At 63.5% G+C, this 23,985-nt stretch carries 25 protein-coding genes; 11 read left to right on the forward strand and 14 right to left on the reverse strand.

The genetic code is table 11. The annotated features are described in order from the left end of the window. Window positions 1-59: 59 nt before the first annotated feature. From A9D14_RS19390 to A9D14_RS19400, 5 genes are all read left to right on the forward strand, one after another. Window positions 60-245 carry a hypothetical protein gene (locus tag A9D14_RS19390; protein ID WP_157668154.1) on the forward strand — a complete coding sequence of 62 codons (186 nt, stop codon included), beginning with the start codon at window positions 60-62 and terminating at the stop codon, window positions 243-245. A gap of 227 nt (window positions 246-472) precedes the next feature. Then, window positions 473-3,382: an excinuclease ABC subunit UvrA gene (gene uvrA, locus A9D14_RS05900; RefSeq protein WP_066843948.1), complete on the forward strand. Its 2,910-nt coding sequence runs from the start codon at window positions 473-475 to the stop codon at window positions 3,380-3,382. 200 nt (window positions 3,383-3,582) lie between these two features. Beyond that, window positions 3,583-4,014 carry a hypothetical protein gene (locus tag A9D14_RS19395; RefSeq protein WP_157668155.1) on the forward strand — a complete coding sequence of 144 codons (432 nt, stop codon included), beginning with the start codon at window positions 3,583-3,585 and terminating at the stop codon, window positions 4,012-4,014. Then, on the forward strand, window positions 3,998-5,020 hold the full coding sequence (locus A9D14_RS05905; RefSeq protein WP_083987690.1) for an AAA family ATPase: 1,023 nt from the start codon (window positions 3,998-4,000) through the stop codon (window positions 5,018-5,020). Before A9D14_RS19395 ends, A9D14_RS05905 begins: the two co-directional genes overlap by 17 nt. Then, window positions 5,020-5,856, forward strand: coding sequence for an HNH endonuclease (locus A9D14_RS19400; protein ID WP_157668156.1), 837 nt, complete (start codon window positions 5,020-5,022; stop codon window positions 5,854-5,856). The genes A9D14_RS05905 and A9D14_RS19400 overlap by 1 nt, the downstream gene beginning before the upstream one ends. Before the next feature lie 203 nt (window positions 5,857-6,059). Here the strand turns inward: A9D14_RS19400 and A9D14_RS05910 are convergent, their stop codons facing one another. The 4 genes from A9D14_RS05910 to tnpA (A9D14_RS05925) all read right to left on the reverse strand — a co-directional run bounded on the left by A9D14_RS05910 (window position 6,060) and on the right by tnpA (A9D14_RS05925) (window position 8,698). Further along, window positions 6,060-6,281: a hypothetical protein gene (locus A9D14_RS05910; RefSeq protein ID WP_198302033.1), complete on the reverse strand. Its 222-nt coding sequence runs from the start codon at window positions 6,279-6,281 to the stop codon at window positions 6,060-6,062. Beyond that, a complete protein-coding gene (gene tnpC / locus A9D14_RS05915; RefSeq protein WP_066842363.1) occupies window positions 6,278-7,921 on the reverse strand; it encodes an IS66 family transposase in 1,644 nt (547 codons plus the stop codon). Before tnpC (A9D14_RS05915) ends, A9D14_RS05910 begins: the two co-directional genes overlap by 4 nt. A gap of 73 nt (window positions 7,922-7,994) precedes the next feature. Then, the gene (gene tnpB / locus A9D14_RS05920; RefSeq protein WP_062068002.1) at window positions 7,995-8,336 is read right to left on the reverse strand and encodes an IS66 family insertion sequence element accessory protein TnpB; all 342 of its coding nucleotides are present in this window, start codon (window positions 8,334-8,336) and stop codon (window positions 7,995-7,997) included. After that, window positions 8,333-8,698, reverse strand: a complete 366-nt coding sequence (tnpA, locus tag A9D14_RS05925; protein WP_066842361.1) for an IS66-like element accessory protein TnpA — start codon at window positions 8,696-8,698, stop codon at window positions 8,333-8,335. Before tnpA (A9D14_RS05925) ends, tnpB (A9D14_RS05920) begins: the two co-directional genes overlap by 4 nt. A gap of 630 nt (window positions 8,699-9,328) precedes the next feature. Here tnpA (A9D14_RS05925) and tnpA (A9D14_RS05930) point away from each other — a divergent pair. The 5 genes from tnpA (A9D14_RS05930) (at window position 9,329) to A9D14_RS19410 (ending at window position 13,056) form a co-directional block, all read left to right on the forward strand. Continuing rightward, window positions 9,329-9,706 carry an IS66-like element accessory protein TnpA gene (gene tnpA, locus A9D14_RS05930; protein ID WP_066843951.1) on the forward strand — a complete coding sequence of 126 codons (378 nt, stop codon included), beginning with the start codon at window positions 9,329-9,331 and terminating at the stop codon, window positions 9,704-9,706. Then, complete coding sequence (tnpB, locus tag A9D14_RS05935) at window positions 9,703-10,044, forward strand: IS66 family insertion sequence element accessory protein TnpB (protein ID WP_066843954.1); 342 nt, start codon at window positions 9,703-9,705, stop codon at window positions 10,042-10,044. The genes tnpA (A9D14_RS05930) and tnpB (A9D14_RS05935) overlap by 4 nt, the downstream gene beginning before the upstream one ends. A 60-nt stretch (window positions 10,045-10,104) precedes the next feature. Beyond that, on the forward strand, window positions 10,105-11,748 hold the full coding sequence (gene tnpC, locus A9D14_RS05940) for an IS66 family transposase (RefSeq protein ID WP_066843956.1): 1,644 nt from the start codon (window positions 10,105-10,107) through the stop codon (window positions 11,746-11,748). A 56-nt stretch (window positions 11,749-11,804) separates the two neighbouring features. Continuing rightward, complete coding sequence (locus A9D14_RS19405) at window positions 11,805-12,281, forward strand: hypothetical protein (RefSeq protein WP_066843960.1); 477 nt, start codon at window positions 11,805-11,807, stop codon at window positions 12,279-12,281. 262 nt (window positions 12,282-12,543) lie between these two features. Next, on the forward strand, window positions 12,544-13,056 hold the full coding sequence (locus tag A9D14_RS19410; RefSeq protein ID WP_198302057.1) for a DUF4168 domain-containing protein: 513 nt from the start codon (window positions 12,544-12,546) through the stop codon (window positions 13,054-13,056). Between the two features lie 70 nt (window positions 13,057-13,126). Here A9D14_RS19410 and A9D14_RS05950 read toward each other — a convergent pair whose 3' ends face one another. The 10 genes from A9D14_RS05950 to recJ all read right to left on the reverse strand — a co-directional run bounded on the left by A9D14_RS05950 (window position 13,127) and on the right by recJ (window position 23,209). After that, window positions 13,127-13,732, reverse strand: coding sequence for a YybH family protein (locus tag A9D14_RS05950; protein WP_157668158.1), 606 nt, complete (start codon window positions 13,730-13,732; stop codon window positions 13,127-13,129). Between the two features lie 81 nt (window positions 13,733-13,813). Beyond that, complete coding sequence (locus A9D14_RS05955; protein ID WP_066843965.1) at window positions 13,814-15,190, reverse strand: alpha,alpha-trehalose-phosphate synthase (UDP-forming); 1,377 nt, start codon at window positions 15,188-15,190, stop codon at window positions 13,814-13,816. Then, window positions 15,187-15,981, reverse strand: a complete 795-nt coding sequence (otsB, locus tag A9D14_RS05960) for a trehalose-phosphatase (protein WP_232468817.1) — start codon at window positions 15,979-15,981, stop codon at window positions 15,187-15,189. The genes A9D14_RS05955 and otsB overlap by 4 nt, the downstream gene beginning before the upstream one ends. Further along, entirely contained in the window at window positions 15,978-17,306 is a 1,329-nt protein-coding gene (locus tag A9D14_RS05965) for a nucleotidyltransferase family protein (protein WP_066843968.1), read from the reverse strand. The genes otsB and A9D14_RS05965 overlap by 4 nt, the downstream gene beginning before the upstream one ends. After that, entirely contained in the window at window positions 17,299-19,260 is a 1,962-nt protein-coding gene (locus tag A9D14_RS05970) for an asparagine synthase-related protein (protein WP_066843971.1), read from the reverse strand. The genes A9D14_RS05965 and A9D14_RS05970 overlap by 8 nt, the downstream gene beginning before the upstream one ends. 5 nt (window positions 19,261-19,265) lie before the next feature. Continuing rightward, window positions 19,266-19,763, reverse strand: a complete 498-nt coding sequence (locus tag A9D14_RS05975) for a lasso peptide biosynthesis B2 protein (RefSeq protein WP_157668159.1) — start codon at window positions 19,761-19,763, stop codon at window positions 19,266-19,268. Window positions 19,764-19,789: 26 nt separating this feature from the next. Then, complete coding sequence (locus A9D14_RS05980) at window positions 19,790-20,062, reverse strand: PqqD family protein (RefSeq protein ID WP_066843977.1); 273 nt, start codon at window positions 20,060-20,062, stop codon at window positions 19,790-19,792. 205 nt (window positions 20,063-20,267) lie between these two features. Next, a complete protein-coding gene (locus A9D14_RS20265) occupies window positions 20,268-20,399 on the reverse strand; it encodes a hypothetical protein (protein WP_269769225.1) in 132 nt (43 codons plus the stop codon). Window positions 20,400-20,491: 92 nt separating this feature from the next. Continuing rightward, entirely contained in the window at window positions 20,492-21,346 is an 855-nt protein-coding gene (locus A9D14_RS05985) for a hypothetical protein (protein WP_066843980.1), read from the reverse strand. 45 nt (window positions 21,347-21,391) lie between these two features. Continuing rightward, a complete protein-coding gene (gene recJ / locus A9D14_RS05990; RefSeq protein WP_066843985.1) occupies window positions 21,392-23,209 on the reverse strand; it encodes a single-stranded-DNA-specific exonuclease RecJ in 1,818 nt (605 codons plus the stop codon). A gap of 101 nt (window positions 23,210-23,310) precedes the next feature. Here recJ and A9D14_RS05995 point away from each other — a divergent pair, with 101 nt between their 5' ends. Then, complete coding sequence (locus A9D14_RS05995; protein WP_066843988.1) at window positions 23,311-23,841, forward strand: flavodoxin family protein; 531 nt, start codon at window positions 23,311-23,313, stop codon at window positions 23,839-23,841. The last annotated feature ends 144 nt before the right edge of the window (window positions 23,842-23,985 follow it).

Raw genomic sequence — 23,985 nt, forward strand, 5'->3', positions numbered from 1 at the left:
GAAATATTGGGGTATTGTGGATAAGTATGGTAGTAATCCCTTCATAAGGGAGAGCGAGCGTGGACGACATTCTGAAACAGTGCATGCTGAAAGGCTTGCGTTACTATCGCGATGAAACACGGCAGATGCTGGCAATGGCCAGCCAGTCGGGCGATCCGAATGACGCCGAACGCCTGGAACGCCGGATCCATCGCCTCGACGACCGCATCCGCGACTGGGACCTCGAAAGCCGCCAGATGCACTGACCTCAAAAGCCGACCGCCTGCCGCCCCAGTGGCGAAAGGCGTTTGCAAATACACAGGCCCGCGCGCTCGACTGACGAGCGCGCGGGCCTTTCCTTTGCGGCCGGGCCCTTCCGACAGGGCTTGTCATCGGAACCGATGTTGTAACCGGCGCCCATGGCCCCCAAATGGCGGACAAGCCATTCCCGCCCGCTTGACGCGGAAGAACAAATTCGGAACATCCCTGCTTCATGAGCCTTACGACCATCTCCGTGCGCGGGGCGCGCGAACATAACCTAAAAGGTATCGACATCGATCTGCCGCGCGACGCGCTGATCGTGATCACGGGCCTCTCCGGCTCGGGCAAGTCGAGCCTGGCTTTCGACACCATCTATGCCGAGGGTCAGCGCCGCTATGTGGAATCGCTGAGCGCCTATGCGCGCCAGTTCCTTGAGATGATGCACAAGCCCGATGTCGAGCATATCGACGGGCTGTCGCCCGCCATCTCGATCGAGCAGAAGACCACGTCGCGCAACCCGCGTTCCACCGTGGCGACGGTGACCGAGATCTACGACTACATGCGCCTGCTTTGGGCGCGCGTCGGCGTGCCGTACTCGCCCGCCACCGGCCTTCCGATCGAGGCGCAGACCGTTTCCAACATGGTCGACCGCGTGATGGCCCTGCCCGAAGGCACGCGCGCCTATCTGCTGGCCCCCGTGGTGCGCGGCCGCAAGGGCGAATACCGCAAGGAACTGGCCGAATGGCAGAAGGCGGGCTTCACGCGCGTCCGCATCGACGGCGAGATCCACCAGATCGAGGACGCCCCCGCGCTCGACAAGAAGTTCAAGCACGACATCGAAGTCGTGGTCGACCGCCTCGCCGTGCGCCGAAGTAAAGACGGACAAGGGGGGATCGAGACGCGCCTTGCCGACAGTTTCGAAACCGCGCTGCGCCTTGCCGACGGCCTCGCCTATGTCGACCTCGCCGACGGCGTCGTGCCGGGACGCGAGGGCGAGGAACAGGCGGGCGGCAATCTGAAAGGCGCGGGCATCCCCGCCAACCGCATCGTCTTTTCCGAACGCTTTTCCTGCCCCGTCAGCGGCTTCACGATCGAGGATATCGAACCGCGCCTGTTCTCGTTCAACGCGCCGCAGGGCGCTTGCCCGGTGTGCGACGGGCTTGGCGAGAAGCTGCTGTTCGACCCCCAGCTGGTCGTCCCCAACGAAGGGCTCAGCCTGAAGAAGGGCGCGGTCGTGCCCTGGGCCAAGTCCAACCCGCCGTCGCCCTATTACATGCAGGTGCTCGCCAGCCTCGCGAACCATTTCGGCTTCGAACTCGAAACCCCGTGGGAACAGCTGGCCGAGGAACACCGCAGCGCCATCCTGTTCGGCACCAAGGGCAAACCCGTGCCGCTGACCTTCAAGGACGGCCGCAAGAGCTATACCGTCAACAAGGCGTTCGAGGGCGTGATCGGCAACCTCAACCGCCGCATGCTGCAGACCGAAAGCGCCTGGATGCGCGAGGAACTGGGCAAGTTCCAGACCGCCCAGCCTTGCGAGGCCTGCGGCGGCGCCCGCCTCAACGAAAAGGCACGCGCGGTGAAGGTCGCGGGCACGGACATCGCGGGCCCCGTCCGCCTCTCGGTCAGCGATGCCAAGCGCTGGTTCCTGGAACTCGAAGACAAGCTCGGCGACCAGCAGAAGCAGATCGCCAAGGCCATCCTGAAGGAAATCAACGAACGCCTCGGCTTCCTCGACAATGTCGGGCTCGACTACCTCAACCTCGACCGCACCAGCGGCACCCTGTCCGGCGGCGAAAGCCAGCGCATCCGCCTCGCCAGCCAGATCGGCAGCGGGCTGTCGGGCGTGCTCTACGTGCTCGACGAACCCTCCATCGGCCTGCACCAGCGCGACAACGACCGCCTGCTGGAAACCCTGAAACGCCTCCGCGACCTCGGCAACACCGTCATCGTCGTCGAACATGACGAGGACGCGATCCGGGCCGCCGACCACGTGGTCGACCTCGGCCCCGGCGCCGGTGTCCACGGGGGAGAGATCGTCGCCCAGGGCACGCTTAAACAGGTGCTGAAGTCCAAGAACTCGCTCACCGCCGCCTATCTCAACGGCACCCGCGCGATCGAGGTGCCCAAGAAGCGCCGCAAGGGCAACGGCAAGAAGATCACCGTCCACGGCGCAGTCGCCAACAACCTCAAGGACGTGACGGGCGAGATCCCGCTCGGCACCTTCACCTGCATCACCGGCGTGTCGGGATCGGGCAAGTCGTCCTTCACCATCGACACGCTCTATGCCGGGGCGGCGCGGGCGCTGAACGGCGCGCGCGTCATCGCCGGGCCGCACCAGAAGATCACCGGCCTCGACCACTGCGACAAGGTGATCGAGATCGACCAGTCCCCCATCGGCCGCACCCCGCGCTCGAACCCGGCAACCTACACCGGCGCCTTCACCAATATCCGCGACTGGTTCGCCGGCCTGCCGGAATCGCAGGCGCGCGGGTACAAGCCGGGGCGCTTCAGCTTCAACGTCAAGGGCGGCCGGTGCGAGGCGTGCCAGGGCGACGGCCTCATCAAGATCGAGATGCACTTCCTGCCCGACGTCTATGTGACGTGCGAGGAATGCGGCGGCAAGCGCTACAACCGCGAGACGCTGGAGGTGAAGTTCAAGGGCCGCTCCATCGCCGACGTGCTCGACATGACGATCGAGGATGCCGAGGAATTCTTCTCCGCCGTGCCCCCGATCCGCGACCGCATGCACATGCTGAACGAGGTGGGGCTGGGCTATGTGAAGGTTGGCCAGCAGGCGACCACCCTGTCAGGGGGCGAGGCGCAGCGCGTCAAGCTCGCCAAGGAACTCGCGCGCCGCTCCACCGGACAGACGCTCTACATCCTCGACGAGCCGACCACCGGCTTCCATTTCGAGGATGTGCGCAAGCTCCTCGAAGTGCTCCACCGCCTTGTCGACCAGGGCAACTCCGTCGTGGTGATCGAGCATAATCTCGACGTCATCAAGACGGCGGACTGGATCCTGGACCTCGGCCCCGACGGCGGCGTGCGCGGCGGCGAGATCGTCGCGGTGGGCACGCCCGAGGATGTGGTGAAGGTGGAGCGGAGCTATACGGGGCGGTATTTGGCGGGGATGTTGTAGGGGACATCCTCGCGGAAGTATCCCTGCTATGGGCGAATAAAGTCCAAAAATGGTGGGGAGAAGCGCGAGCTCGGTTTTGTATTTTGGCCGCGTATCATGCTTTGACCTATCATAAATGGAGGTCTGGTGTTTTGTCGATTACGTTCATCAACGTCGAAAAGGGTGAGCCCCCTCCGCCGCCTAGACCTAACACTGTACAGTTGCAGTACAATGACTGGGATGACTGGTTCACCTTCGAAACAAAGTTTTGTGTCGTTTATTTCGACGCAGATGGGTCGTATCATCATCTTGGGTGGGTAAAAATTGGATTTGAGGGACAAACTAAAAAATTTAGACGTACGCCATTGCCAAAGACGTTTGAGACATTGCCCGATGGTTATTTCTCCGTAGGACTTTCCGGTGATTATTATACAGATATCTACAATTTAGGTATCTCGAGCGAATACTTCTCTGCCATGAAGGACATGGCGTTTGACTTGGGTATCTATGAGAGATTCAAGGATGAAGATGTCGCCACGACGTCTCTTTTTAGATCTCTTGATCAGTCTCGGCTTGAATCTCGATATCATAGGCTTGCTTTGGGTGACGCTGAACTAACACCTTACGATTTCACTTATGCCTTCCCCCCCTAGAGATGAAAGTCAAGTCGGCAGTGCAACCACGTTGAGCTTTTCTGTTGTGCCAGGGTCCTTGCCTCCAACCAATGTTCATGTCCTGATTGGAAGAAATGGAGTTGGGAAGACTACCTGCTTGCAAAACATGATCCGGGCGATACTAACTCCTGCGCAGTCGTCAGGCCAGTTCGTTATCGACGCCGATCGTTCAGGAAGAGAATTCGCGAACCTTGTAGCTGTGACATTCAGCGCTTTCGACTCTTTCGAGATGCAATATGATGATGCTGATTATCATCATGTCGGCCTACGTGGCTGGAAGGAACGTGACGGAGAGAAAGTTCCTTATCTGAAATCTGGTGCTGAACTCATTGATGATTTTGTTGAAGCTGCACAATCTTGTCTGTCTGGCGGCAAGCGAGACAGGTGGGAACAAGCCCTAAATACTCTAAGTTCAGATCCACTTTTTGCAGAGTCAGGTGTTCAAGATCTCTGCGATAAGAATATTTACTTCGACGATTGGAGTGAAGAGGCCGCAGAGATTTTTAAAGGACTTAGCTCGGGCCATGCTATAGTTCTTTTGACGATTACGCGATTGGTGATGGTTGTTGAAGAGCAGTCTTTCGTACTTTTGGATGAGCCTGAAGGCCATCTTCACCCACCGCTACTGTCGGCATTTATTCGAGCACTATCTCAACTATTGATGAGTCAAAATGGTGTGGCGCTTATCGCTACACATTCACCATTAGTATTGCAGGAAGTGCCGGCAAGCTGCGTTTGGCTCGTCAATCGTTCCGGTCGAACGGTAGTTGCGACACGTCCACCATTGGAAACATTTGGTGAAGATGTTGGTCGCTTAACCCACACAGTGTTTGGTTTAGAAGTGACTGACACCGGCTTTCATAAAATTATACGGCAAAAGATAATTGAGGAGGGTTGGTCTTTTGATCAACTTATAGGGGAATTTGGTTCTCAGATAGGTGCAGAGGGTTTGGCTGTGGCTCGGGCTCTAAGCGTTTTGAACTGATGCGTAATTTGTCGCGACCGCAGATATCCGCTTCGGAAATTTACGATTCCGCCTCGGAGCGTTTTCTAGATCAATCTTTGCGCGCGGCATTTCAGCAGTCCCGTATGGATTTTTTAGCTGTTGCCAACGATTATGGTATTCGAGGCGACACGAAGACGCTTCATGAGATGCCGGTCGGAAACCCTGTTTCTCAAATTGTCGATGCTACGCATTTGCGTAATCTGTATAGCCAAGGCCTTCTTAGAAGACGATCGCGCGCTCGGCTCTATTACGAACAAATTCGACTTTCGTCGCCATATAATATTTGCCCTTATTGCAATCACAGGACAGTTGGCAGCGTTGATCACTACCTCCCCAAAGAAAGTTACCCGCTTCTGGCGGTGTGTCCCGAAAATTTAATTCCAGCATGTTCGGATTGCAATAAAATCAAATCAAATAAGACATTTGGTAGCTACTTAGAAAGTCCGGTTCATCCATACTTCGACTATGTTAACGAAGATCCGTGGCTAAGATGTGATTTGCTATCTGTCGGGAGCGACTGGGTCGCAACATTTTGCATCGAAAGTGATTTCATTGAGCCGCCGATCGCTGCTAAATTACAATCGCACTTTAATGATTTCGGGTTGGGAGAGCTATACGCTGTTGCCGCGTCGACCGAATTATCTAGGCAGTCTAATTTGATAAATCAGTATGCAAGTGCCGGTGGGCAGTCCGCAGTTCGTGACTATTTGCAAAAACTGGTAATAAGCGAAGAAGCTTTTTGCTTGAATCATTGGCGGGCTGCGCTCGCTAGATCATGCGTAAGAACGGCAGATTTTGCCGCTTCCTTCGTATAGATTTTTACTGTCCTACACACCCCCACCTGTATAACTAACCCGGTTCCCCTCAACCCTCGCACAGAGAGGAACCGGCCATGCCCCTTGAAATCCCCGCACCATCGGACCGCGATACCATCGACCATGCCCGCCGCTGGCGCGCGCATGTCGAGGCTGGGCGGATCGGGACCGGGAGTACCCATCCGGTGAAGGCCGCGGCAGTGCTATATATCGTGGTCGGCGATGAGTGTTGTGAGGTTTTCGACGCCGTATTCGGTAAATGCCATCGCGCCGTCCGGACGATCAAGGCTGTACACCCATATCAGCCCGTCTTCCGGGTCCATGCCCGACGCGAGTTCAGCAATAAGATCTTCTTCGACGCTTAGATGACGCGCTACGAGTGCGATCGTGCTGACCGAATGGACCTTGTTAACGTGCGCCATCAAGCTGCGATTCTGGCTCGCCCAGATTCCCAGTTCCAGGGCAGTAGTTCGTCGATCCGGTGGGCAGGATGTCCGGCGATGCGCGCGAGGACATCGGCCAGCCACGCCTGCGGATCGACATCGTTGAGCCGGGCCGTCTGGATCAGCGTGTAGAGCACGGCCGCGCGCTGTCCGCCGCGGTCGGAACCGCAGAACAGCCATGCCTTGCGGCCAAGCGGCACACAGCGCAGCGCCCGCTCGGCAGCGTTGTTCGTGATGCAGATCCGGCCATCATCGAGGAACCGGGTGAAGGCACCCCAGCGCCGGAGCATATAGTTGATGGCCTTGGCCATATCATGGCTGCGCGACAGCTTCGCGAGCTGCGCGGTGAGCCAGGCGTGCAGGCCCGCCATCAGCGGCGCGCTGCGTTCCTGCCGGAGTGCAACACGCTCGCCTGGCGTTTTGCCGTTGATGCCGCGCTCGATCTCGAACAGGGCATCGAGGCGCTGCACGGCTTCTAGCGCGATCGGGTAGATCATGCCGGTGCGTTCGCCGCGGCTTCTCCTGCGCGCGGCTCCCTCGACATCGGCCAGCTCGAAGAATTTGCGCCGTGCATGCGCGAAGCAGCCCGCCTCGATCACGGGTGCTGGCTGACGACCGGGAGCGTAAAGCTCGTTGTAGCCGCCATAGGCATCGGCCTGCAGGATCCCTGCCCAGGACGCCAGATGCTCCCGTGGATGCTCACCGCGCCGATCGCGGGAATAGTGGAACAAGGCTGCTGGCGGATCGGAGCCGGCGAAGGGCCGGTCATCGCGCACATAGACCCACAGGCGCGCCGTATCGGTCTTGCCCTTCGCCATGACCGGCACGGTCGTATCGTCGCCATGGATCCGGGCTGCATCCAGCACATGGGCTTCGATCCGCCGGTAGAGCGGCATGAGTGCGAAGGCGGCGGCACCGACCTGATCGGCCAGGGTCGAGGTGCTGAGCGCTACGCCTTCGCGGGCGAAGCGCTCGGCCTGCCGGTTGAGGGGCTGGTGCTGACCGTACTTCTCAAAAAGTAGCATGGCGAGGAAGCTGGGCCCGGCCCATCCGCGCGGCACGACATGGAACGGCGCCGGGGGCTGCGTAATCGTCTCGCAATCCCGGCAGGAGAACTTCTCACGCACCGTCCGGATCACCTTCCACTGGCGCGGGATCACTTCCAGCGTCTCGGTGATATCCTCTCCCAGCTTTGACAGACGCGCGCTGCCGCAGGACGGGCACGAACAGGGCGCGGGGATGACGACGCGTTCGCGGGGCAGATGTTCGGGGAACGGCTTGCGGCTCGGGCGCTTGCGGTCGAACGCGGCAACCTCGCTCGTCTTCGCCGGAGCGGCTTCGGCAGCGCAATCATTCTCGCAGGCATCGGCCTCGAGATCTTCGAGCTGCAATTCCAGCTGGTCGAGCAGACGTCGGCTGCGTTCGGCGCTGGCGCCATATTGCTCGCGACGCAGCCTGGCGATCTGCAGCTTGAGGTGCGCGATCAGCGCCTCGATCGCGCTCTCGCGGGCCCTGGCCTTGGCAAGGCGTGCCTCGGCATCATCGGCGCGTGAGAGCGCGGCGGCCAGCAGCGCCTTGAGCGCTTCGACGTCATCCGGCAGGGGCGATGCGGCCGTGTCCATAAGGGGCATGGAATCACAGATCGGCCTTCGGTCAAAGCCCAAAATGCGCCAGCCAACGAAGAAAATGCAGCCCCTATCCGGCGCTCTGCGGACGCCATGAATATTGCGGGTTACGCCAGTCGATCCCCTCCAGCAGGCAGGACAATTGGGCATTGGTCAGCGAGACGATGCCCTCTCTCGCCGAGGGCCAGACGAAGCGACCCTTCTCGAGCCGTTTGGCATAAAGCGACATGCCGATGCCGTCGTGCCAGATGATCTTGACCAGCGATCCCGTCCGCCCTCGGAACACGAACAGGTCGCCGCCATGTGGATCGCGCTTCAGGCCCTGCTGAACCTGCAAGGCCAACCCCTGCATGCCCTTGCGCATGTCCGTATGGCCCATCGCGATCCAGACCCTCGCGCCCGATGGGATCATCGCAGCGCCTTCAAGGTCGCCGAAACCAGTGCGGCAGGCGCATTCGACGAAATGCGCACGCACCGACCATTGCCAAGATCGACCGTGACCGCGGCACACGGATCGTGATCGGCAGGCTGCTCATCATCGGCGAGCACGGCCTGGGCGAAATTTATCTCCGGTACCGGCAAGGACGCAGCCGCCGACTGTTCGCGCAACTTGCGACGCCATGTGTAGATCAGGCTGGTCGAAACGTCGCGCCGCCGCGATACATCGGCAACGCAGGCGCCCGGCGCAAAGGCCTCGGAGAGGATCTCAATCCGCTCCTCCTCGCTCCAACGCCGACGACGCTCCGGCCCCGTCATCACCGTGATCTGACCCATGCTCCGCTCCCAAGCTCGCTCATACGAGCGCTCTTAAGACCGGTCGTTCACTCGCCGGACAAGGCGGGCCTCACCGGATGGGTACGACCGGGACGCCTTCCACCGCCGAGATAGCGCTCCAGCACCTTCATAATGAGGAAGTGCTGTGGGGCAGGGCGCGGACCTTTGCATATCCCACGCCGCGGCGGTCGCGCTGGCCGTGATGTTGCCGGTTGCGGGTGATCCGCGACGTTGGCGTAATTCGCCTGAGTCTTTTGTTTTAGTCCCTCAGACGCCGGGCGGCCCCCATCCGGGGGCCTTGGCTTCGCCGCATAAGCGGCGGCGCGCGTTCGCGCTTGCGGGAGTCGCTTCGCGCCCCGGTCTCGCGCTGCCCCTCCCGACCTGCTCTGCGCCGCTTTTGCGCTTTCCCTCCTGACCTGCGCTTTTCGGGCGCTGCCGCGCCCCTTCTTTTTTAGTTGGAGCCTTCATCATGACCATCGCCATAAAGCCTGCCCTGAAACCCGCTCGCGCTGCGCACCACAACAGCTGGACGCGCGAGAAGATGAGTACCCCTCCGGCGAGGGCCGCCTTGCGTGGATAGGTATCGAGCGCTCTTAAGCGTGCTCTTGTGAGCGTGCTTAGGAGTGGTCGATGGGTCAGGTGACGGTGTTTTCGGGGCCGGAGCGGCGGCGGCGGTGGAGCGATGAGGAGCGACTGCAGATCCTGTCCGAGGCTTTCGCGCCGGGCGCGTGCGTCGCCCAGGTGTGCCGACGGCACGATATTTCTTCGGCGCTGATCTACACCTGGCGGCGCAAGTTGCTCGATGCAGGCGTGGAGCGGGAAGCAGAGCTGCCCGAGGCACTTCCGACGCCGGTGTTCGCCGAAGCGGTGATCGACGAAGATGTGATGGCGGCCGGCGCTGCCGAGCACCCCGCGATGATCATCGACCTGCCGCGCGGCAAGCGGCTGAGCATTTTCGCGGCGGCACCGCCGGCCCTGGTCGCTGCGGCGCTGAAGGGGCTGCGATGATCCCTTCGGGCGCGCGGGTGTGGATCGCGCTCGGCCACACGGATATGCGCAAGGGCATGCAGGGCCTGGCGCTGCTGGTGCAGCAGGGTCTCAAGCGTAATCCGCACGGCGGCGATCTGTTCGTGTTCCGTGGCCGCGCAGGCTCGCTGATCAAGATCATCTGGCACGACGGGATCGGCATGTCGCTCTACGCCAAGCGGCTAGAGAAGGGCCGGTTCGTATGGCCCTCAGCGACTGAGGGAACGGTGTCGCTGACCCCCTCGCAGCTGGCCTGCCTGCTGGAGGGGATCGACTGGCGCAGCCCGCAGTATACATGGCGGCCGCAGAGCGCCGGATAATCGGCGCGAGGCGGTGTTTTGCCCTTGCAGCAGAGGGTGGATGATGATTCACTCCGGTCTATGGAAGCCGCCATTTCGCCCCTTCCGGACGATGTCGAAGCGCTCAAGGCGCTGGTGGTGGCGATGGCCCGCAAGGCCGATGAGGCAGAGGCCAGGCTTGCCAACGCCATGGCCCACCAGAGCGCTATCGAGGCGCTGATCGCTCACCTCAAGCTGCAGATCGCCAAGCTCAAGCGCGAGCAGTATGGCCCCAGCGCCGAACGCAGCCGCCGTCTGCTCGACCAGATGGAGCTGCAGCTCGAAGAGCTCGAGGCTGATGCCGCCGAAGACGACCTGATCGCCGAGGGAGCGGCGGCCAAGACCGCCACGGTCACCGCCTTCGAGCGCAAGCGCCCGACAAGGAAGCCGTTCCCCGAGCATCTGCCGCGCGAGCGCGTCGTGGTGCCTGCGCCCTGTTCCTGCCCGGCCTGCGGTGGGGATCGGCTCTCGAAGCTCGGCGAAGACGTCACCGAGACGCTCGAGGTCATCCCGCGCTCGTGGAAGGTGATCCAGACGGTGCGCGAGAAGTTCTCGTGCCGCGACTGCGAGAAGATTGCGCAGGCCCCCGCGCCCTTCCATGTGGTGCCCCGCGGATGGGCCGGACCCAGCTTCCTCGCGATGCTCCTGTTCGAGAAGTATGGACAGCACCAGCCCCTCAACCGCCAGGCCGAGCGGTTTGCCCGCGAAGGCGTGCCGCTCAGCCTCTCGACTCTTGCCGATCAGGTCGGGGCAGCTGCCCATGCGCTGATGCCGATCTACAAGCTCATCGAGGCGCATGTTCTGGCTGCAACCCGGATCCACGGTGACGATACCACCGTGCCGGTCATGGCGAAGGGCAAGACCGATACGGCGCGATTATGGGTTTACGTACGCGATGATCGTCCCTTTGCAGGCACCGATCCTCCAGCTGCCCTGTTCCACTATTCGCGCGATCGGCGCGGCGAGCACCCGCAAGCCCATCTCGCGGCATGGTCCGGCATCCTGCAGGCCGATGCCTATAGTGGCTACAACGATCTCTATCGCGGGGACCGCGCCCCCGGTCCCGTGCTGGAAGCGGGCTGCTTTGCTCATGCGAGGCGCAAGTTCTTCGAGCTCGCCGATGTCCTGAGCTCAGCCCGCAAGAAGAGCCGCGGCCAGCGCAGCAGCATGATCTATCCGATCGCGCTCGAAGCCGTGCAGCGTCTCGACGCCCTGTTCGACATCGAGCGCGGCATCAACGGCAAGAGTCCTGCCGAGCGGCTCGCAGTCCGTCAGGAACTCAGCGCGCCGCTGATGGCCGAGCTCCACACCTGGCTTACCGCGCAGGTCGCCAAGCTATCGCGCGGTCATGACCTCACCAAGGCCTGCTTCTACATGCTGAAGCGCTGGGATGCGTTCACCCGCTTCCTCGACGATGGCCGCATCTGCCTCACCAACAACGCCGCCGAGCGCGCGCTGCGCTGCATCCCGCTTGGCCGCAAGGCATGGCTGTTCTGCGGATCCGATCGTGGCGGGCAACGCGCCGCCATCATCTACACCCTGATCCAGACCGCGAAGCTGGGCGACGTCGATCCGCAGGCATGGCTTGCCGATGTCCTCGCGCGCATCGCCGATCATCCTGCCACCCGGCTCGACGAACTCCTGCCCTGGAACTGGGCGCCCCGTCCGAACGCGATCGCCGCGTAACCCGACCTACACTCCGGTCGGCATCACGCTGCGGCCTTCACCGGACGGATACGAAGATGACGACCTTCCTGCGCGAACTCGCCGCCTCGCAATCCGTGTCGCAGGCCGCTTCCGCCGTTGGTCTCTCGCGCCAGTCCGCCTACAAGCTGCGCGACCGTCTGGTCGGCACGCCTTTCGCGCTGGGCTGGGAAGTTGCGCTAGAGGCGGGCATTACCCAGCTCGCCCATGCGATGCTCGACCGCGCGATCAACGGGGTCGAGGTTCCGCACTACTACAAGGGCGAGCTGGTCGGCACCTCGCGCCAGTATGACGAGCGTCTGGCCATCTGGATCGCCGCCAACCCGTGGAAGGTCGGCCGCCACCAGCTGGCCCGCGAATACAGCGCCAAGGGTTTCGACGAACTGCTTCAGCGGATCGAAACCGGCCCGCTCGACTGGACCGACGACGAAGCCGGCCGCGAAGGCGCCGAGGCGCTGCGCCGCGCCCGCACCTATCAGGGCGCGCTGGAAGGCTGGTACGGCTCCAATGCCTGATCCGCTCTTTTTCCCCGGACCCCCAGCGTGTCAACCGAACCCCGAAAACCCGCGTATTCCCGCGGGAAAGGGCGGGGTGACAGGCGTTGTAGGACATGTCGCCTGTGTCAACCGCCCCGCGCCTCGGTCGGTGCAATATGCGCCCTCCTTCCCGAAAAAGCGGTACAGGTTCAGCCCCAGCCTGCGCCGCTTTGCCGCCGCTGCCGGGGGCGGGCGGGAACAGCTCGACCGGCATGCGACCGTCAACGACTCGTCGCTCGCGGTGCACGCCTGCCTCAATTTCGCCCCAATTGACGCACGCGATGACCGCTCGGACATTGAAAACGGCCGGCTTTGTCAGGATCTCCCGTCACGTCCCGATGACAAGGAGTTTGACGAGATGAAGAAGCTGATCCTTATTGCAGCCATGACCACCGCCGCCGCTGCGGCACCCGCCATCGCGCAGGATGCGACCGACCACGCCGGCCACGCCATGGGCGCCCAGGCGGCCGAAGCACCCGCCGCACCCGCGACTGCCACGCCGGCGCCGGCCATGGCGCAGATTACCGATGCCGAAGTCGACAGCTATGCCGCCGCCATGGTCGACATCCAGAAGATCGACGCCGATGCAGCGATGGCTGCCGAAGAAAAGCAGACGCAGATGGTCGCAACGGTCAGCGAACAGGGCCTGACACCGCAGCGCTTCAACGAGATCACCACCCAGGTGCAGAGCGATCCGGAACTGCAGCAGCGCGTGCAGCTGGCCATGAGCGAGCTGATGGCTCCCGCAGGCTGATAGCACCGACGCAAGAATTGGAGCGGGTGCCTGACGAGCGGTCAGGCACCCGCCGTGTTACGGCGACCTTCTAGTCTGCTGGAACGCCGATCGCGACCTCGTCGCCCGTTTCGCCGGACGTGCCGGTGTTTGCCTGATCGGCATCGGTATCGCGGGCCGGAAGTGCGACATTATATTCCGACACGATCTTCCACGTGCCATCAGCCTGCCGCTGCCACACCGACTGACTGGCACTGTCAATTCCAGTGTCAATCCGAGGCCGATCGCCGTTCGAATTTCTGTGCACCGTAATCCTCGCCGTGGTAACAGCGAAGTCCGCCCCGGCGGAAACCCAGGTGCGGGTTGGCGTAACGGTCATGACCATACCGTCGTCGCCCAGCAGCGACGCATAATTGGCGCGGATCGACGCCGGATCGGTAAGCGGCGTAGCATTGGGCACGACCAGCGTCGCGTTGGGCGCATAAACGGACACCGCGCCGTCGACATCACGCCGGTTCAGCGCTGCGATACGGGCGGCCTGCGCTTCCTTGATCGACGCTTCGGCCCGTGCCGGATCGGGGGTCTCCTTTACCGGAGCGTCAAGGACCGCCGTCTCGTTCGCCGCGTCGCAGCCCGGCAGACCTGCCAAGCACAGGCCCAGGGCGCATGACACGATCACACGGCAACGCAACTTCATGATCTTCTCTCCCGCCGGCGGAACGATCGCCTGCCAGTATGCCGAAAAGCCCAAGCGTAATCCTGGTTCCCGGTCAGCCCCTTATCGGGTTGTCTCTGTTTCTTCGATCATTTTTACGAATTTCTCGCGCCACCAGTGGACGTCTTCCTTCTCCACCCCTTCACGCAGCGCCTTGAAGCGCGACTTTCGCTCCGCAAGCGGCATTTTCAGCGCGCGCTGGATCGCATCGGCCACTTCTTCCGGGGCGTAGGGGTTTACCAGCAGCGCTTCGGGCATCTGCGCCGCTGCACCCGCGAAGCGCGACAGTACCAGCACGCCCGGATCTTCCGGATCCTGCGCCGCGATATATTCCTTGGCGACAAGGTTCATGCCGTCGCGCAGCGGAGTCACCAGCCCGACCCGCGCCGCGCGGTACAGCGCGGTCAGCTCCTCGCGGCGATAGCCGCGATTGACGTAGCGGATCGGCGTCCAGTCAACTTCGGCGAACATGCCGTTGATCCGGCCGGCCAGCTCGTTCAGTTCCTCGCGAACATGGCGATATTGTTCGACTTCGCCGCGCGAGGGCGGGGCAACCTGTACCAGCACGACAGACCGGTGCAATTCCGGATGGGCGCGCAGCATGTGCTCGAAGCTGACAAGCCGCTCCTGAAGCCCCTTGGAATAATCGAGGCGGTCAACCCCCACGATCATCGTCAACTGCCGAAGCGAAATCCGCATCCGCTCGGCAAGCTGGTTCGCCAGTTCGGTATTGCTTGATTCGACGAAATTATGGAAATCGATGCCGATCGGGCAGACCACGGCGCGCAGGCGCTGGCCATCCACGGTGATGTAGTCGCCATCGACCGATCCGCCCAGCTCGTTCTCGCAATAATGGCGGAAGCTTTCCAGCCATTCCGCGGTCTGGAAGCCCACGACGTCATAGCCGAACATCGACCGCACCAGCCGCCCGTGATGGGGCAGCGATACCAGCAGCCGGGTCGGCGGCCACGGTGTGTGGAGGAAGAAGCCGATCTTGTTCTTGACCCCGTGATCGCGCAGCAGCGATGCCATGGGGATCAAGTGATAGTCGTTGATCCAGATCGTATCGTCCGGCTCGATCATCACGTGCAGCGGTTCGGCGAAACGCTTGTTCACCCGCTCGTAACCCGAACCGAAGCTGCGGTTGTATTTCGCGATGTCGATCCGGTAGTGGAACAGCGGCCACAGCGTGCGGTTGGCAAACCCGTTGTAATATTCCTCGACGTCCTGCGGTTCCAGGTCGACCACGGCGGAGCGGACCCCGCTCACTTCCTCGAAACTGACCGAACCGTTGAATTCGTCCACTTCCCGGCCGGACCAGCCGAACCACAGGCCGCCGGATTCGCGCAGCGCAGCCTGAAGGGCAACGGCAAGCCCGCCCTGCGATCCGTCGGGGCTGGGCATCGATACGCGATTGGAAACGACGATCAGGCGGCTCATTGCATTCCCCCGGTTTTTCGTGCCGCTCCTTCCGGAGCCTGTGATTGCAACGACTGGGCAAGCCATTCGTTCACGGCGCTGACCCCCGACAATCGATAGCTGGCATGAGTGTCGCGGGGTTCGCCGACCAGGATCGCCTTGCCGCCGGAAGCCTCGACCGCTTCGAACCCGTCCTCGTCGGTGACGTCGTCGCCAAGGAAGATCGGGCGAAACCCGGCGAAAGGGCGCAGTTTCAGCAATTCGCAGATGGCGGTGCCCTTGTCGACGCCCGGTACGCGAAGCTCGACCATGTCATGCCCGTGCTGCAGATGAAGCTTGTGATCGTCGGCCAGTTGCCGCGCCAGATCGTGCGCCGCATCGCGCATTCCTGGTGCCCGCCTGTAATGCAGGGCCGCGCCAAGCGGCTTGTCCTCGAACAGCAGCCCGTCGGCGGTATCGGCGAAGACCGCGAATTGCTGCTGTGCAACGTCCAGTCCGGCGGGGCGGGGCAGGTATTTCCGCTCTCCGTTAGCCAGTCGCCATTCCGAACCGTGGCTTCCAGCGGCTGCCAGCCCGATCATGCCGAAGCCGTCGAGCACTTCGATGGCCCGCCCGCTGACCAGCGCCAGCCGTCCATCCAGTCGCTCGCTCAACGCATGAAGCGTTTCGATCAGCCTTTCCGATACCTGCACGGCATCTGGCCGGTCGCACAGTTCGACCAGCGTTCCATCGAAATCGAGAAAAAGGGCGTCCCTGCCAAAATCCAGTAGCGGAGGCTGAGCAAGCGGCGGATCGTGGGGATGTGCTGTCACCCCTTGGGTTTGGCGGCTTGGGCCGGTGGGGTCAACCCTTCGTGCTGCGAACGCGAATGGGCGGCGGAGTCCACCCGGTCCGCGGCAAGGCCGGCTCCATCCTGCCGCAGCCAGCGCAGCATCTGCGCATCGCGGTACGCGGCGCTTCGTACTGATCCGCTGGCGATGCCCCGCAAATAGTTCCGCCCGCGCTGCCACAGCCAGGCGGGATAGCCGATCCACCGCCTGCGGTCGCGCGCCTGCGTGCCGGCCAGTTCGGCCAGTTTTTGCGGCGTCGGCCTGATCATCCGCCTCAATGCGGCAAGCGGCCCGGCTTCGGCTTCCCGGAACTGCAGGCGGCGGACAAGCGCGCGCTGCTCTACTTCTGCCGGAAGCTGGAACATCGCGTCCAGCGCGCGATCGACGAAGGGACTTGCCGCGGCGACCCGCGGTTCCAGCCAGCCGGGCACCTCGATCGGCCCCGCATGAAGTGCAACGGCCAGCAGCAGGTCGAGCGAGCGCCCCAGCGCCATCCGGTCCGCCGCCGCGACCAGTTCCTCGCGGTCAAGCTCTGGCTGCCGCCATAGCGCATGTACGTCCGCGATCGTCAGCGGCCCGTTCTCGAAACAATTGTGCAGCGTCGCATGCACCGTCAGGTGCAGGAAATTGGCGAGCGGGTGCGCAAAACATGCCGCGGTCTTGCCCAGCCGCGCCATGGTTGCCGTGCGCAGCAGCAATGGGCTCAGTTCCGCGTCGCCGTGCCAGTCGCGCGAGAAGATGCGGTGATGGATCTCGACGGTGACCTGGTCGTTCTCGCAGACCAGTTCCGGCAATTGATGGTTGTATTCGGTGCCGTAATCCTGCGCCCACGCGGCCAGCGCGAAGCGATTGTCCCGCAGCCATCGATGCGCCTCTTCCGCTCGGTCGGCGGGCACCAGAATGTCGATGTCGCGAAGGGGCCGCATGGCAGGCTGCGGATAGACCGTGAGGGCCAGCGCTGCGCCTTTCAGCGCGACATTGGGTATGCCCCGCTCTCCCAGCAGATGCGACACACGCCCCAGGACCATCCTCTGTTCGAGGCCATAGATCGACTGGCGGCGATACAGATCGTCCAGCCCGGCGCGGATGTCGTCCGGCGCCTCGATCCGGTTGTCGGCCAGATACCGGCGCAGCAGATTGGCCGTGCGGGTGCGCATGGCGATGCCTTCCAGTGCCAGCCAGTCGGCATGGCCCAGCGCTGCGAAACGGGTGCCCGGCGGGGCCGATCCGCCGCAGATCTGCACGATGATGCGCTCCGCCTCGGCATGGCGCGGCATGCTGAAGGCCCAGTTGCGCTGCTCAGCCATTGCCGCGCGCCTGGAACCGAAGATAGCGTGCCGCGGTCAATCCGCGGCCGGCCGCACAGAAGATACGCGCGCTTTCCAGCCCGCCGACCGAATTCTCGCCCGACCACTCGCGCATCCATCGCTGCAGCCGCGGCAGATCGAGCATGTCGGCGACGGCAGGATCGCGTGACAGGCGCTCAAGCTCTGCCATGATCGCCTCGCGCTCGCGCCCCCAGCGCACTGGCCAGTCGCTACTCTGGATGCCCAGGCGCCGTTCGGTGCGGACCTGTTCCGGCACCCGCCCCTTCAGCAGGCGCCGCGCCAGCCAGCGCGTCTCGCCATCGCGCAGATATTGTTCGTCGGGAATGCCGGCGGTCAGCTCGAACAGAGGGCGATAGGCGAGGGGTGAACGCATCGGCACACCATGCAGCAGTTCCAGAGCCAGCCTCGTATCGGCCCCGTCGCCCTGTCCGCCCGCCAAAGTGGCCGCGCGCCATTCGCGCGAACTCGCAAGATCCAGGAACAGCGGGTCGTGCCCCGCCGAGGCGCTGCGTTCCAGCACGCCCGCCCGCTCGGCATAATCGCGGCGCATCGGGCACCAGCTGTCGAAGGGATCGAGCGCGCGCCCGCGCATCCCGCGCAGCTTGCGGCGAAGCCGGATGGGCAAATGCGGCATGACCGCCTGGCTCAGGAAACGGCGCGCATCCGAACCCTTGCCGCCGCGCCGCCTGACTTCGCGCCAGGCACGGCCAGGTCTTCCCTGCCGCAGCCAGGTGGCCGGCCCGGTCAGCCCGTCATAGCTGAAGCCATTGTTCCCGTAATGCCCGTCCAGCACCACGCCATGTCCCGCCGCGGCGGCGCGGCGCAGGATCTCGTGCCCCCAATGCATATTGCCCGCGCCCATCGGGGCTAGCCCGGCCAGCAGGAAGAATGTCTCCTCCTGGTGATCCAGCGGCAGATCGCCCGTGTCGACCAGTTCCAAATCGACCGCCGGATGCATCGCGGCAAAGGCCGAGGCGTGGGCGGTCTCGTCGCCATGGGCGCCCGGCCATGGCAGCGCCTGGTAGCCGTCCTGCGGCACCCAGCAATAGGCTTTCAGCGGCGTGTCCTTAGGCAGCACCTTCATCGCGAAGCTGGCGACCGCCTGCGAATCCAGCCCGCCCGAAAGCTGCACCGCCGGCCTGTCGAACTCTGCAGCCGTTTCGCGCAGGGCGTTGCGCATCGCGTGCTCGACCGCATCGACATAGTCGCTGTCCCGCGCGAAGCGGACGGCGGGCATATCCTCCACCTTCCAGTACTGCCTGCGAGTGACGCCGCCGGGGCCGATCTCCACGACCTCTCCCGCAGCGACACGGTGGATGCCGCAGAACCACCCCCGCCGCGCATCGCGGAAGTTCAGGAACAGGGCGTCGGCAAGATGCTCCTCGTCCACCGCGGGGTCGGCCCCCGCAGCGATGGCCGCGCGCGGCGTCGATGCGGCCACGATACGCTTGCCGTCCTGCCAGTAATGCAGCGGCGGCGCATCCAGCGGCGCGCGCACCAGTCTAAGCCGGCGCTGTTCGGGATACCAGGCTATCGCGGCATAATGGCCATTGATGAAGCGATCGCACTCGCTGCCCAGGTGGGCAAGGGCAGCTGCGTAAAGCGCATCGTCGCCCTTTCCCGCCGGCGCAGCGGGAAGACGCGCCAACAGGGCCTCGCGGTCCTGCAATTCTCCGGCGAACAGGACGCGGGCGCCGTCCGGTCCGACATGCGCGCTCCAGGGCCGCGGGCGCGCCCCAAGGCGGGCAGGCGGCGCGTCCCTTAGCGGAGGGCGTGCGAACAGCAACGCGCCGGGCGCGATCGCCGAACCGACCGGCCCGCCAAGCCCCAGGCCCAGCGAATTCGCGATCCGGTCACGCGATGCGCCGCCATCCTGCGAGCACCAGCCGCCGTCGCCCAGATCGGCCGCGGCAGCGATAAGCAGGGCGCCCATCGCCCCTAGCGCTCCGCGCGCAGCGCACCAGGCGCGGCCTTGTTCGTGATGACCATCAGCGGGATATAAAGCGACCGCTCGCAATGACCGATCAGCATGTCACCGCCGGTTTCCACCCACGCATGATAGAAGTCCGGCGAAGGATTCTCGCCCCTCCGCCGCGCAATGACGAGGAGGGCTGCAATGCCTCTGCGCCTCAGCATCCAGTGCAAGGTCACGGCGCGTGGCAGGCACTTTGTGTGAAAGGGCACGATGGCAGCGGCGCGTTCCACCCGGCGGGCGAGGGCGGACGGAAGCCGCCTGTCCGCTTCCCGCCCGGTCGCAGGATTGCCCAGCAAGTCCTTGGAAACAATCGCTCCCAGACTGCCGCGCCAGAATTTCAGGGGAACGCGATCGACCAGCAATCGCGCCAGCGGCAGCAGCGCCAGCGCTTCCAGCGTAAGCAGCCGTGATCGGTTCCGCGTCATCCACAGATGATTGTCATGGCAAGCGCGTTCAATCAACGCCTGGCGGTATCCCTATCTTGTGGTCAGACGAAGCGGGCGAAACCCGCATCGACAAGGCTTGCGGTAAAATCCTCCACGCCAGCGCGGGCCTGCTGCGCAGCGACCTCGTATTCATCGCACAGGATGCGCGCGATGCCGTCAAGATCGTCTTCCGTATCGAGGAGATCCCAGATCCGAAGCCCGACATCCTTCAACGCGAAGAACTTGCCGGTATCGACATCGATAAGCAGAAGCTCATCGTCGATCGGGCTGGCTTCATAGCGTTCGGAAATCTTGACGACTGTGCGGGATGCCATGGGCGGCGTTCTGCCTTACCCGATCCGTGTTTGCCAACAATAATCGGGATGAGGCCATAAGGGGCAATCGGGTTCGATGAGCCCCATAAACAAGCACCGCCAGTTGCCGGGGCATCTGACGGGGCGGAAAATATGCAGAAATTCGAAGCGCTTCGCCTTGGCGCAACCGCGATGCCGATTGCATCACGGCTGCGTATGTCGACGTTCAGGAATTACGCGCCAAATTGTTGGTGTTGCTGCCGTCCATGTAATAATTATTACCGGTGGCAACAGAAGACAGGTCCACGTCGAGCGCTTCCAGCTTCGGTTCCGTCCAGGTGGCTTTCGACTGTTCCATAATTCACTTACCTTAAGTAGTCCGCAGTTTCAGCCTGTCCCTTATACACTTTTCCGCGCAGTTCGCAAATGCACAATAATTGCGCGGTGTATCTAGAGGGTGTTCAGGCGCTGGGCGATCCTGCAGATGTCATTGTCGAACATGCTGCGATCGCGCTGTCTATTCAACGTCCACACCCGCACGCCTGTTCCCAATCTCTTGAGAGCTGCCGTATAGCTCGCCCCGTCATTCAGGTGAGCCGGTATTTCGATGCGATACATCGCCTTGAGAAGCTGGGGAATTTTGGCCGATCCGGTGCAGGGCTGCAAGTTGGGTTCGCCCTCTGCTATCGTCTGCAGCACGATCAGGTCGGTCAGCGGCAACGGACCATCCGCTGAAAGCGTTGCCGCCTGGCCGCCGAACTGATCGATTTCGGCGAAGAACTTTCCTGATCCCGGCTCTATCTCCGCCTGCCGGCGCGCCTGTACCATGTCGATCGCATCGTCCCACAGCTTGATCCGGTCGCGGTCGGGCCAGGCCCTGATCGAATCGTCGGTCGGCTCGACTAGCAGCACATCGTCGGACCGGTGGCCGAACCCGTGCCGCGCAAGCGCCGCCGCAAGTGTAGACTTGCCTTCTCCCGACTCCCCCGTGAAAGCGATGATCCTGCCGCTGCGCGCCACACTGCTCGCATGCAGCGGCACCAGCCCGTTCAGCCAGGCCACGCCGCCGTAGACAGTGCCGTTGTAGAAAAGGTCCGTTTCCAGGTCCGATCCCGTGGCCGCCTGTTCGACCGCAACACCCTGTCCGCGCTGATAATGGAACCGCGTGCCCCTGGGGGTCGTGAACAGGAACGCGTCGCGCGCAAGTTCGATGATCCTGTCGGCATGTACGCAGCCAGGCAGGCGCGCTGGCACAGGCCTGTGGGACAGCCGCATCTGGTCCCTGATGATGGCGGGAAAGCTCATTGCCGGCTTTTGTACCGCGCTGCCCGCGAAATGCCAGTCCGGCGCTCAATCGGCGAAGGCGGCATCTTCCAGCATCAGCTCGGCAGCGGGCGTGCTGCCCCAGTCGTCGATCTTGGCGCGGCCCGCCAGCCACAGCCTGCGCCCACGCGACCCGTGCAGCAGGGTCTGTCCCATCTCGCTCTCTTCAGCGCGGAAGGCGATTGCCTTGAAGCGCGCGCCATCCTGTCCCGCCGCGATCAGGCGCACATGGCCCTGGCCGACCACATCGGCCTTGATAAGCGTGACCGGCCCCACCGCCACGCGCGGAGCGGGCCATCCGACGCCATAGGGACCCGCCGCGTCCAGCTGCTCGACCAGCTGCGGCTGCAGCCCGCGCGGCGTCAGCGAAAGGTCTAGCGTCAGCGCGCGGTCTGCCATCGCACGCTCGACATCGCGGCCCAGCCTTTCCTCCAGCCAGTCGCGGAAATGCTCGATCCGCGCTTCCTCGATGGTCAGCCCCGCCGCCATCGCGTGCCCCCCGCCTTTGACCAGCAGGCCATGCTCGCGCGCCGCGATCACCGCTGCGCCCAGGTCGACCCCGCTGATGGACCGGCCCGATCCCTTGCCCTGCAGCATTTCGCCGCCGGTGTCCTCGTCGATGGCGATGACGAACACGGGCTTGTTCGTCTTTTCCTTTATGCGCCCCGCCACGATGCCGATCACCCCGGGATGCCAGCCGCGCCCCGCCAGCACCAGCACCGACCGGTTGTGCTGCGCATGAAGCTGCGCCTCCGCCGCCTCCTGCACCGCCGCCTCGATCGCGCGCCGTTCCTCGTTCAGCCGGTCAAGCATCGCCGCGATGTCGCGCGCTTCGGCGGCATCCTCGGTCGTCAGCAGGCGGACGCCGAGGCTGGAATCGCCGATCCGCCCCGCCGCATTGATGCGCGGGCCCAGTGCAAAGCCCAGGTCGCTCGCCTGCGGTGCGCGCGTGACGCGGCCCGCATCCATCAGCGCCGCGATGCCGACATTTCGCCTGCGCGCCATGATCTTCAGTCCCTGCGCCACGAACGCCCGGTTCAGCCCGTGCAGCGCCGCCACATCCGCCACCGTTCCCAGCGCCACCAGGTCGAGCAGCGCCATCAGGTCGGGCTCCGGCCGTGCGGCGAAGAACCCTTCGCGCCGCAGGACGCGGATAAGCGCGATCCCCAGCAGGAACGCCACGCCGACTGCCGCCAGATGGCCGTGCGCGGCGGCATCGTCGCTTGAATCAAGCCGGTTGGGGTTCACCAGTGCGGCAGCGCGCGGCAGGTCGCTGGAACATTTGTGGTGATCGACCACGATCACGTCGACGCCCACGTCCGCCGCGGCGGCCAGCGCCTCATGCGCCATCGCGCCGCAATCGACCGTCACGATCAGGCTCGATCCGGTCTGGGCCAGCTGGACAAGCGATTCGCCGGTGGGCCCGTAACCTTCCAGCAGGCGGTCGGGGATGTAATGTCCCGGATCGGAATCCAGCTGGCGCAGCAGCCGGATCAGCAGGGCCGCGCTCGTCGCCCCATCGACGTCGTAATCGCCATAGATCGTGATCGCCTCGCCCCCCAGGACCGCCTGGGCCAGCCGTTCGGCGGCGCTGTCCATGTCGGCGAAGATCGAGGGGTCGGGCAGGAACGCCCGCATCGTCGGCTGCATCTGCCGTTCGACATCATGGTGCGCGACGCCGCGCGACAGCAGCAATTGGCGCAGCAGGCCCGCGCCCGATGCCCCGCCCAATACCTCGCCCAGCGCCATGTTCCCGCCGCGCCAGTGCCACGCCCGCCCTGAAAGCGAGGAGGCCACGTTGCAGACATAGCCCTTGATATTGCGTTCTTCGATCCTGACAGCCATCCCTATGCCGATAGCACGCCTTCCGCGGCCAGATTGCAGGGCAGGGAGGTCGCGGCGCAGTTATCCACCGCTAACGATACCCGGCCACCGAAAGGAGCCCCATGCCGAACAACAGCGCAGCAGACAACGGCGGCGCGGCGCACGGGCTGCTGATCGTCTGGCACTCGCGAACCGGCGGTTCGCGGGCGATGGCGCAGGCGGCCCACGACGGCGCCAGACAGCATGAACCGGGCATCGCCTGCGACCTCGTCCGCGCCGAGGTTGCCGTGCCGAGCCATTTGCTGGAAGCCGGGGCGCTGCTGTTCGTCTGCCCCGAAAACCTCGCCGCCCTTTCGGGCATGATGAAGGAGTTCTTCGACCGCTGCTATTACCCGGTGCTCGGCCGGATCGAGGGCAAGCCTTATGCGACCGCGATCGCGGCCGGTTCGGACGGCGAGAATGCGACCCGCCAGATCGACCGCATCGCGACCGGCTGGCGGCTGCGGCGCGTCGCCGATCCGCTCATCTGCAATTTCGGCGCCCAGACCGCAGAGGAAATCATGGCCGACAAGCATCTTTCCCCTGCCGATCGACAGCGCTGCGCGGAACTGGGCGGAGCGCTTGCTGCAGGTCTTGCGATGGGCGTGTATTAACAGATGTAGCGAATCTGTCCCGGCACGGGATAGGTCCATTTTGGATCAAGCCGAACCTCGTCAGTCATGCCACATTCGTATAGTGACAATACTTAACCGAATGTTTTCCCAAAATCGGTTCGCATTCGCCCAAGTGACAAGCAA

This window comes from Croceicoccus marinus (assembly GCF_001661675.2).
Lineage (GTDB): Bacteria > Pseudomonadota > Alphaproteobacteria > Sphingomonadales > Sphingomonadaceae > Croceicoccus > Croceicoccus marinus.

Excerpts from the sequence above, each read along its gene's own strand:
- A9D14_RS05995 (WP_066843988.1), top strand. The coding sequence starts at position 23,311 with ATGCCGAACAACAGCGCAGCAGACAACGGCGGCGCGGCGCACGGGCTG.
- A9D14_RS05980 (WP_066843977.1), bottom strand. The coding sequence starts at position 20,062 with ATGGCATCCCGCACAGTCGTCAAGATTTCCGAACGCTATGAAGCCAGC.
- tnpC (WP_066842363.1), bottom strand. The coding sequence starts at position 7,921 with ATGGACACGGCCGCATCGCCCCTGCCGGATGACGTCGAAGCGCTCAAG.
- tnpA (WP_066843951.1), top strand. The coding sequence starts at position 9,329 with ATGGGTCAGGTGACGGTGTTTTCGGGGCCGGAGCGGCGGCGGCGGTGG.
- recJ (WP_066843985.1), bottom strand. The coding sequence starts at position 23,209 with ATGGCTGTCAGGATCGAAGAACGCAATATCAAGGGCTATGTCTGCAAC.
- tnpB (WP_062068002.1), bottom strand. The coding sequence starts at position 8,336 with ATGATCCCATCGGGCGCGAGGGTCTGGATCGCGATGGGCCATACGGAC.
- uvrA (WP_066843948.1), top strand. The coding sequence starts at position 473 with ATGAGCCTTACGACCATCTCCGTGCGCGGGGCGCGCGAACATAACCTA.
- A9D14_RS05970 (WP_066843971.1), bottom strand. The coding sequence starts at position 19,260 with ATGGGCGCCCTGCTTATCGCTGCCGCGGCCGATCTGGGCGACGGCGGC.
- tnpA (WP_066842361.1), bottom strand. The coding sequence starts at position 8,698 with ATGGGTCAGATCACGGTGATGACGGGGCCGGAGCGTCGTCGGCGTTGG.
- A9D14_RS05965 (WP_066843968.1), bottom strand. The coding sequence starts at position 17,306 with ATGGCTGAGCAGCGCAACTGGGCCTTCAGCATGCCGCGCCATGCCGAG.
- A9D14_RS05905 (WP_083987690.1), top strand. The coding sequence starts at position 3,998 with ATGCCTTCCCCCCCTAGAGATGAAAGTCAAGTCGGCAGTGCAACCACG.
- A9D14_RS05985 (WP_066843980.1), bottom strand. The coding sequence starts at position 21,346 with ATGAGCTTTCCCGCCATCATCAGGGACCAGATGCGGCTGTCCCACAGG.
- A9D14_RS05955 (WP_066843965.1), bottom strand. The coding sequence starts at position 15,190 with ATGAGCCGCCTGATCGTCGTTTCCAATCGCGTATCGATGCCCAGCCCC.
- tnpC (WP_066843956.1), top strand. The coding sequence starts at position 10,105 with ATGGAAGCCGCCATTTCGCCCCTTCCGGACGATGTCGAAGCGCTCAAG.
- A9D14_RS05950 (WP_157668158.1), bottom strand. The coding sequence starts at position 13,732 with ATGAAGTTGCGTTGCCGTGTGATCGTGTCATGCGCCCTGGGCCTGTGC.
- tnpB (WP_066843954.1), top strand. The coding sequence starts at position 9,703 with ATGATCCCTTCGGGCGCGCGGGTGTGGATCGCGCTCGGCCACACGGAT.
- A9D14_RS19400 (WP_157668156.1), top strand. The coding sequence starts at position 5,020 with ATGCGTAATTTGTCGCGACCGCAGATATCCGCTTCGGAAATTTACGAT.
- A9D14_RS19405 (WP_066843960.1), top strand. The coding sequence starts at position 11,805 with ATGACGACCTTCCTGCGCGAACTCGCCGCCTCGCAATCCGTGTCGCAG.
- A9D14_RS20265 (WP_269769225.1), bottom strand. The coding sequence starts at position 20,399 with ATGGAACAGTCGAAAGCCACCTGGACGGAACCGAAGCTGGAAGCGCTC.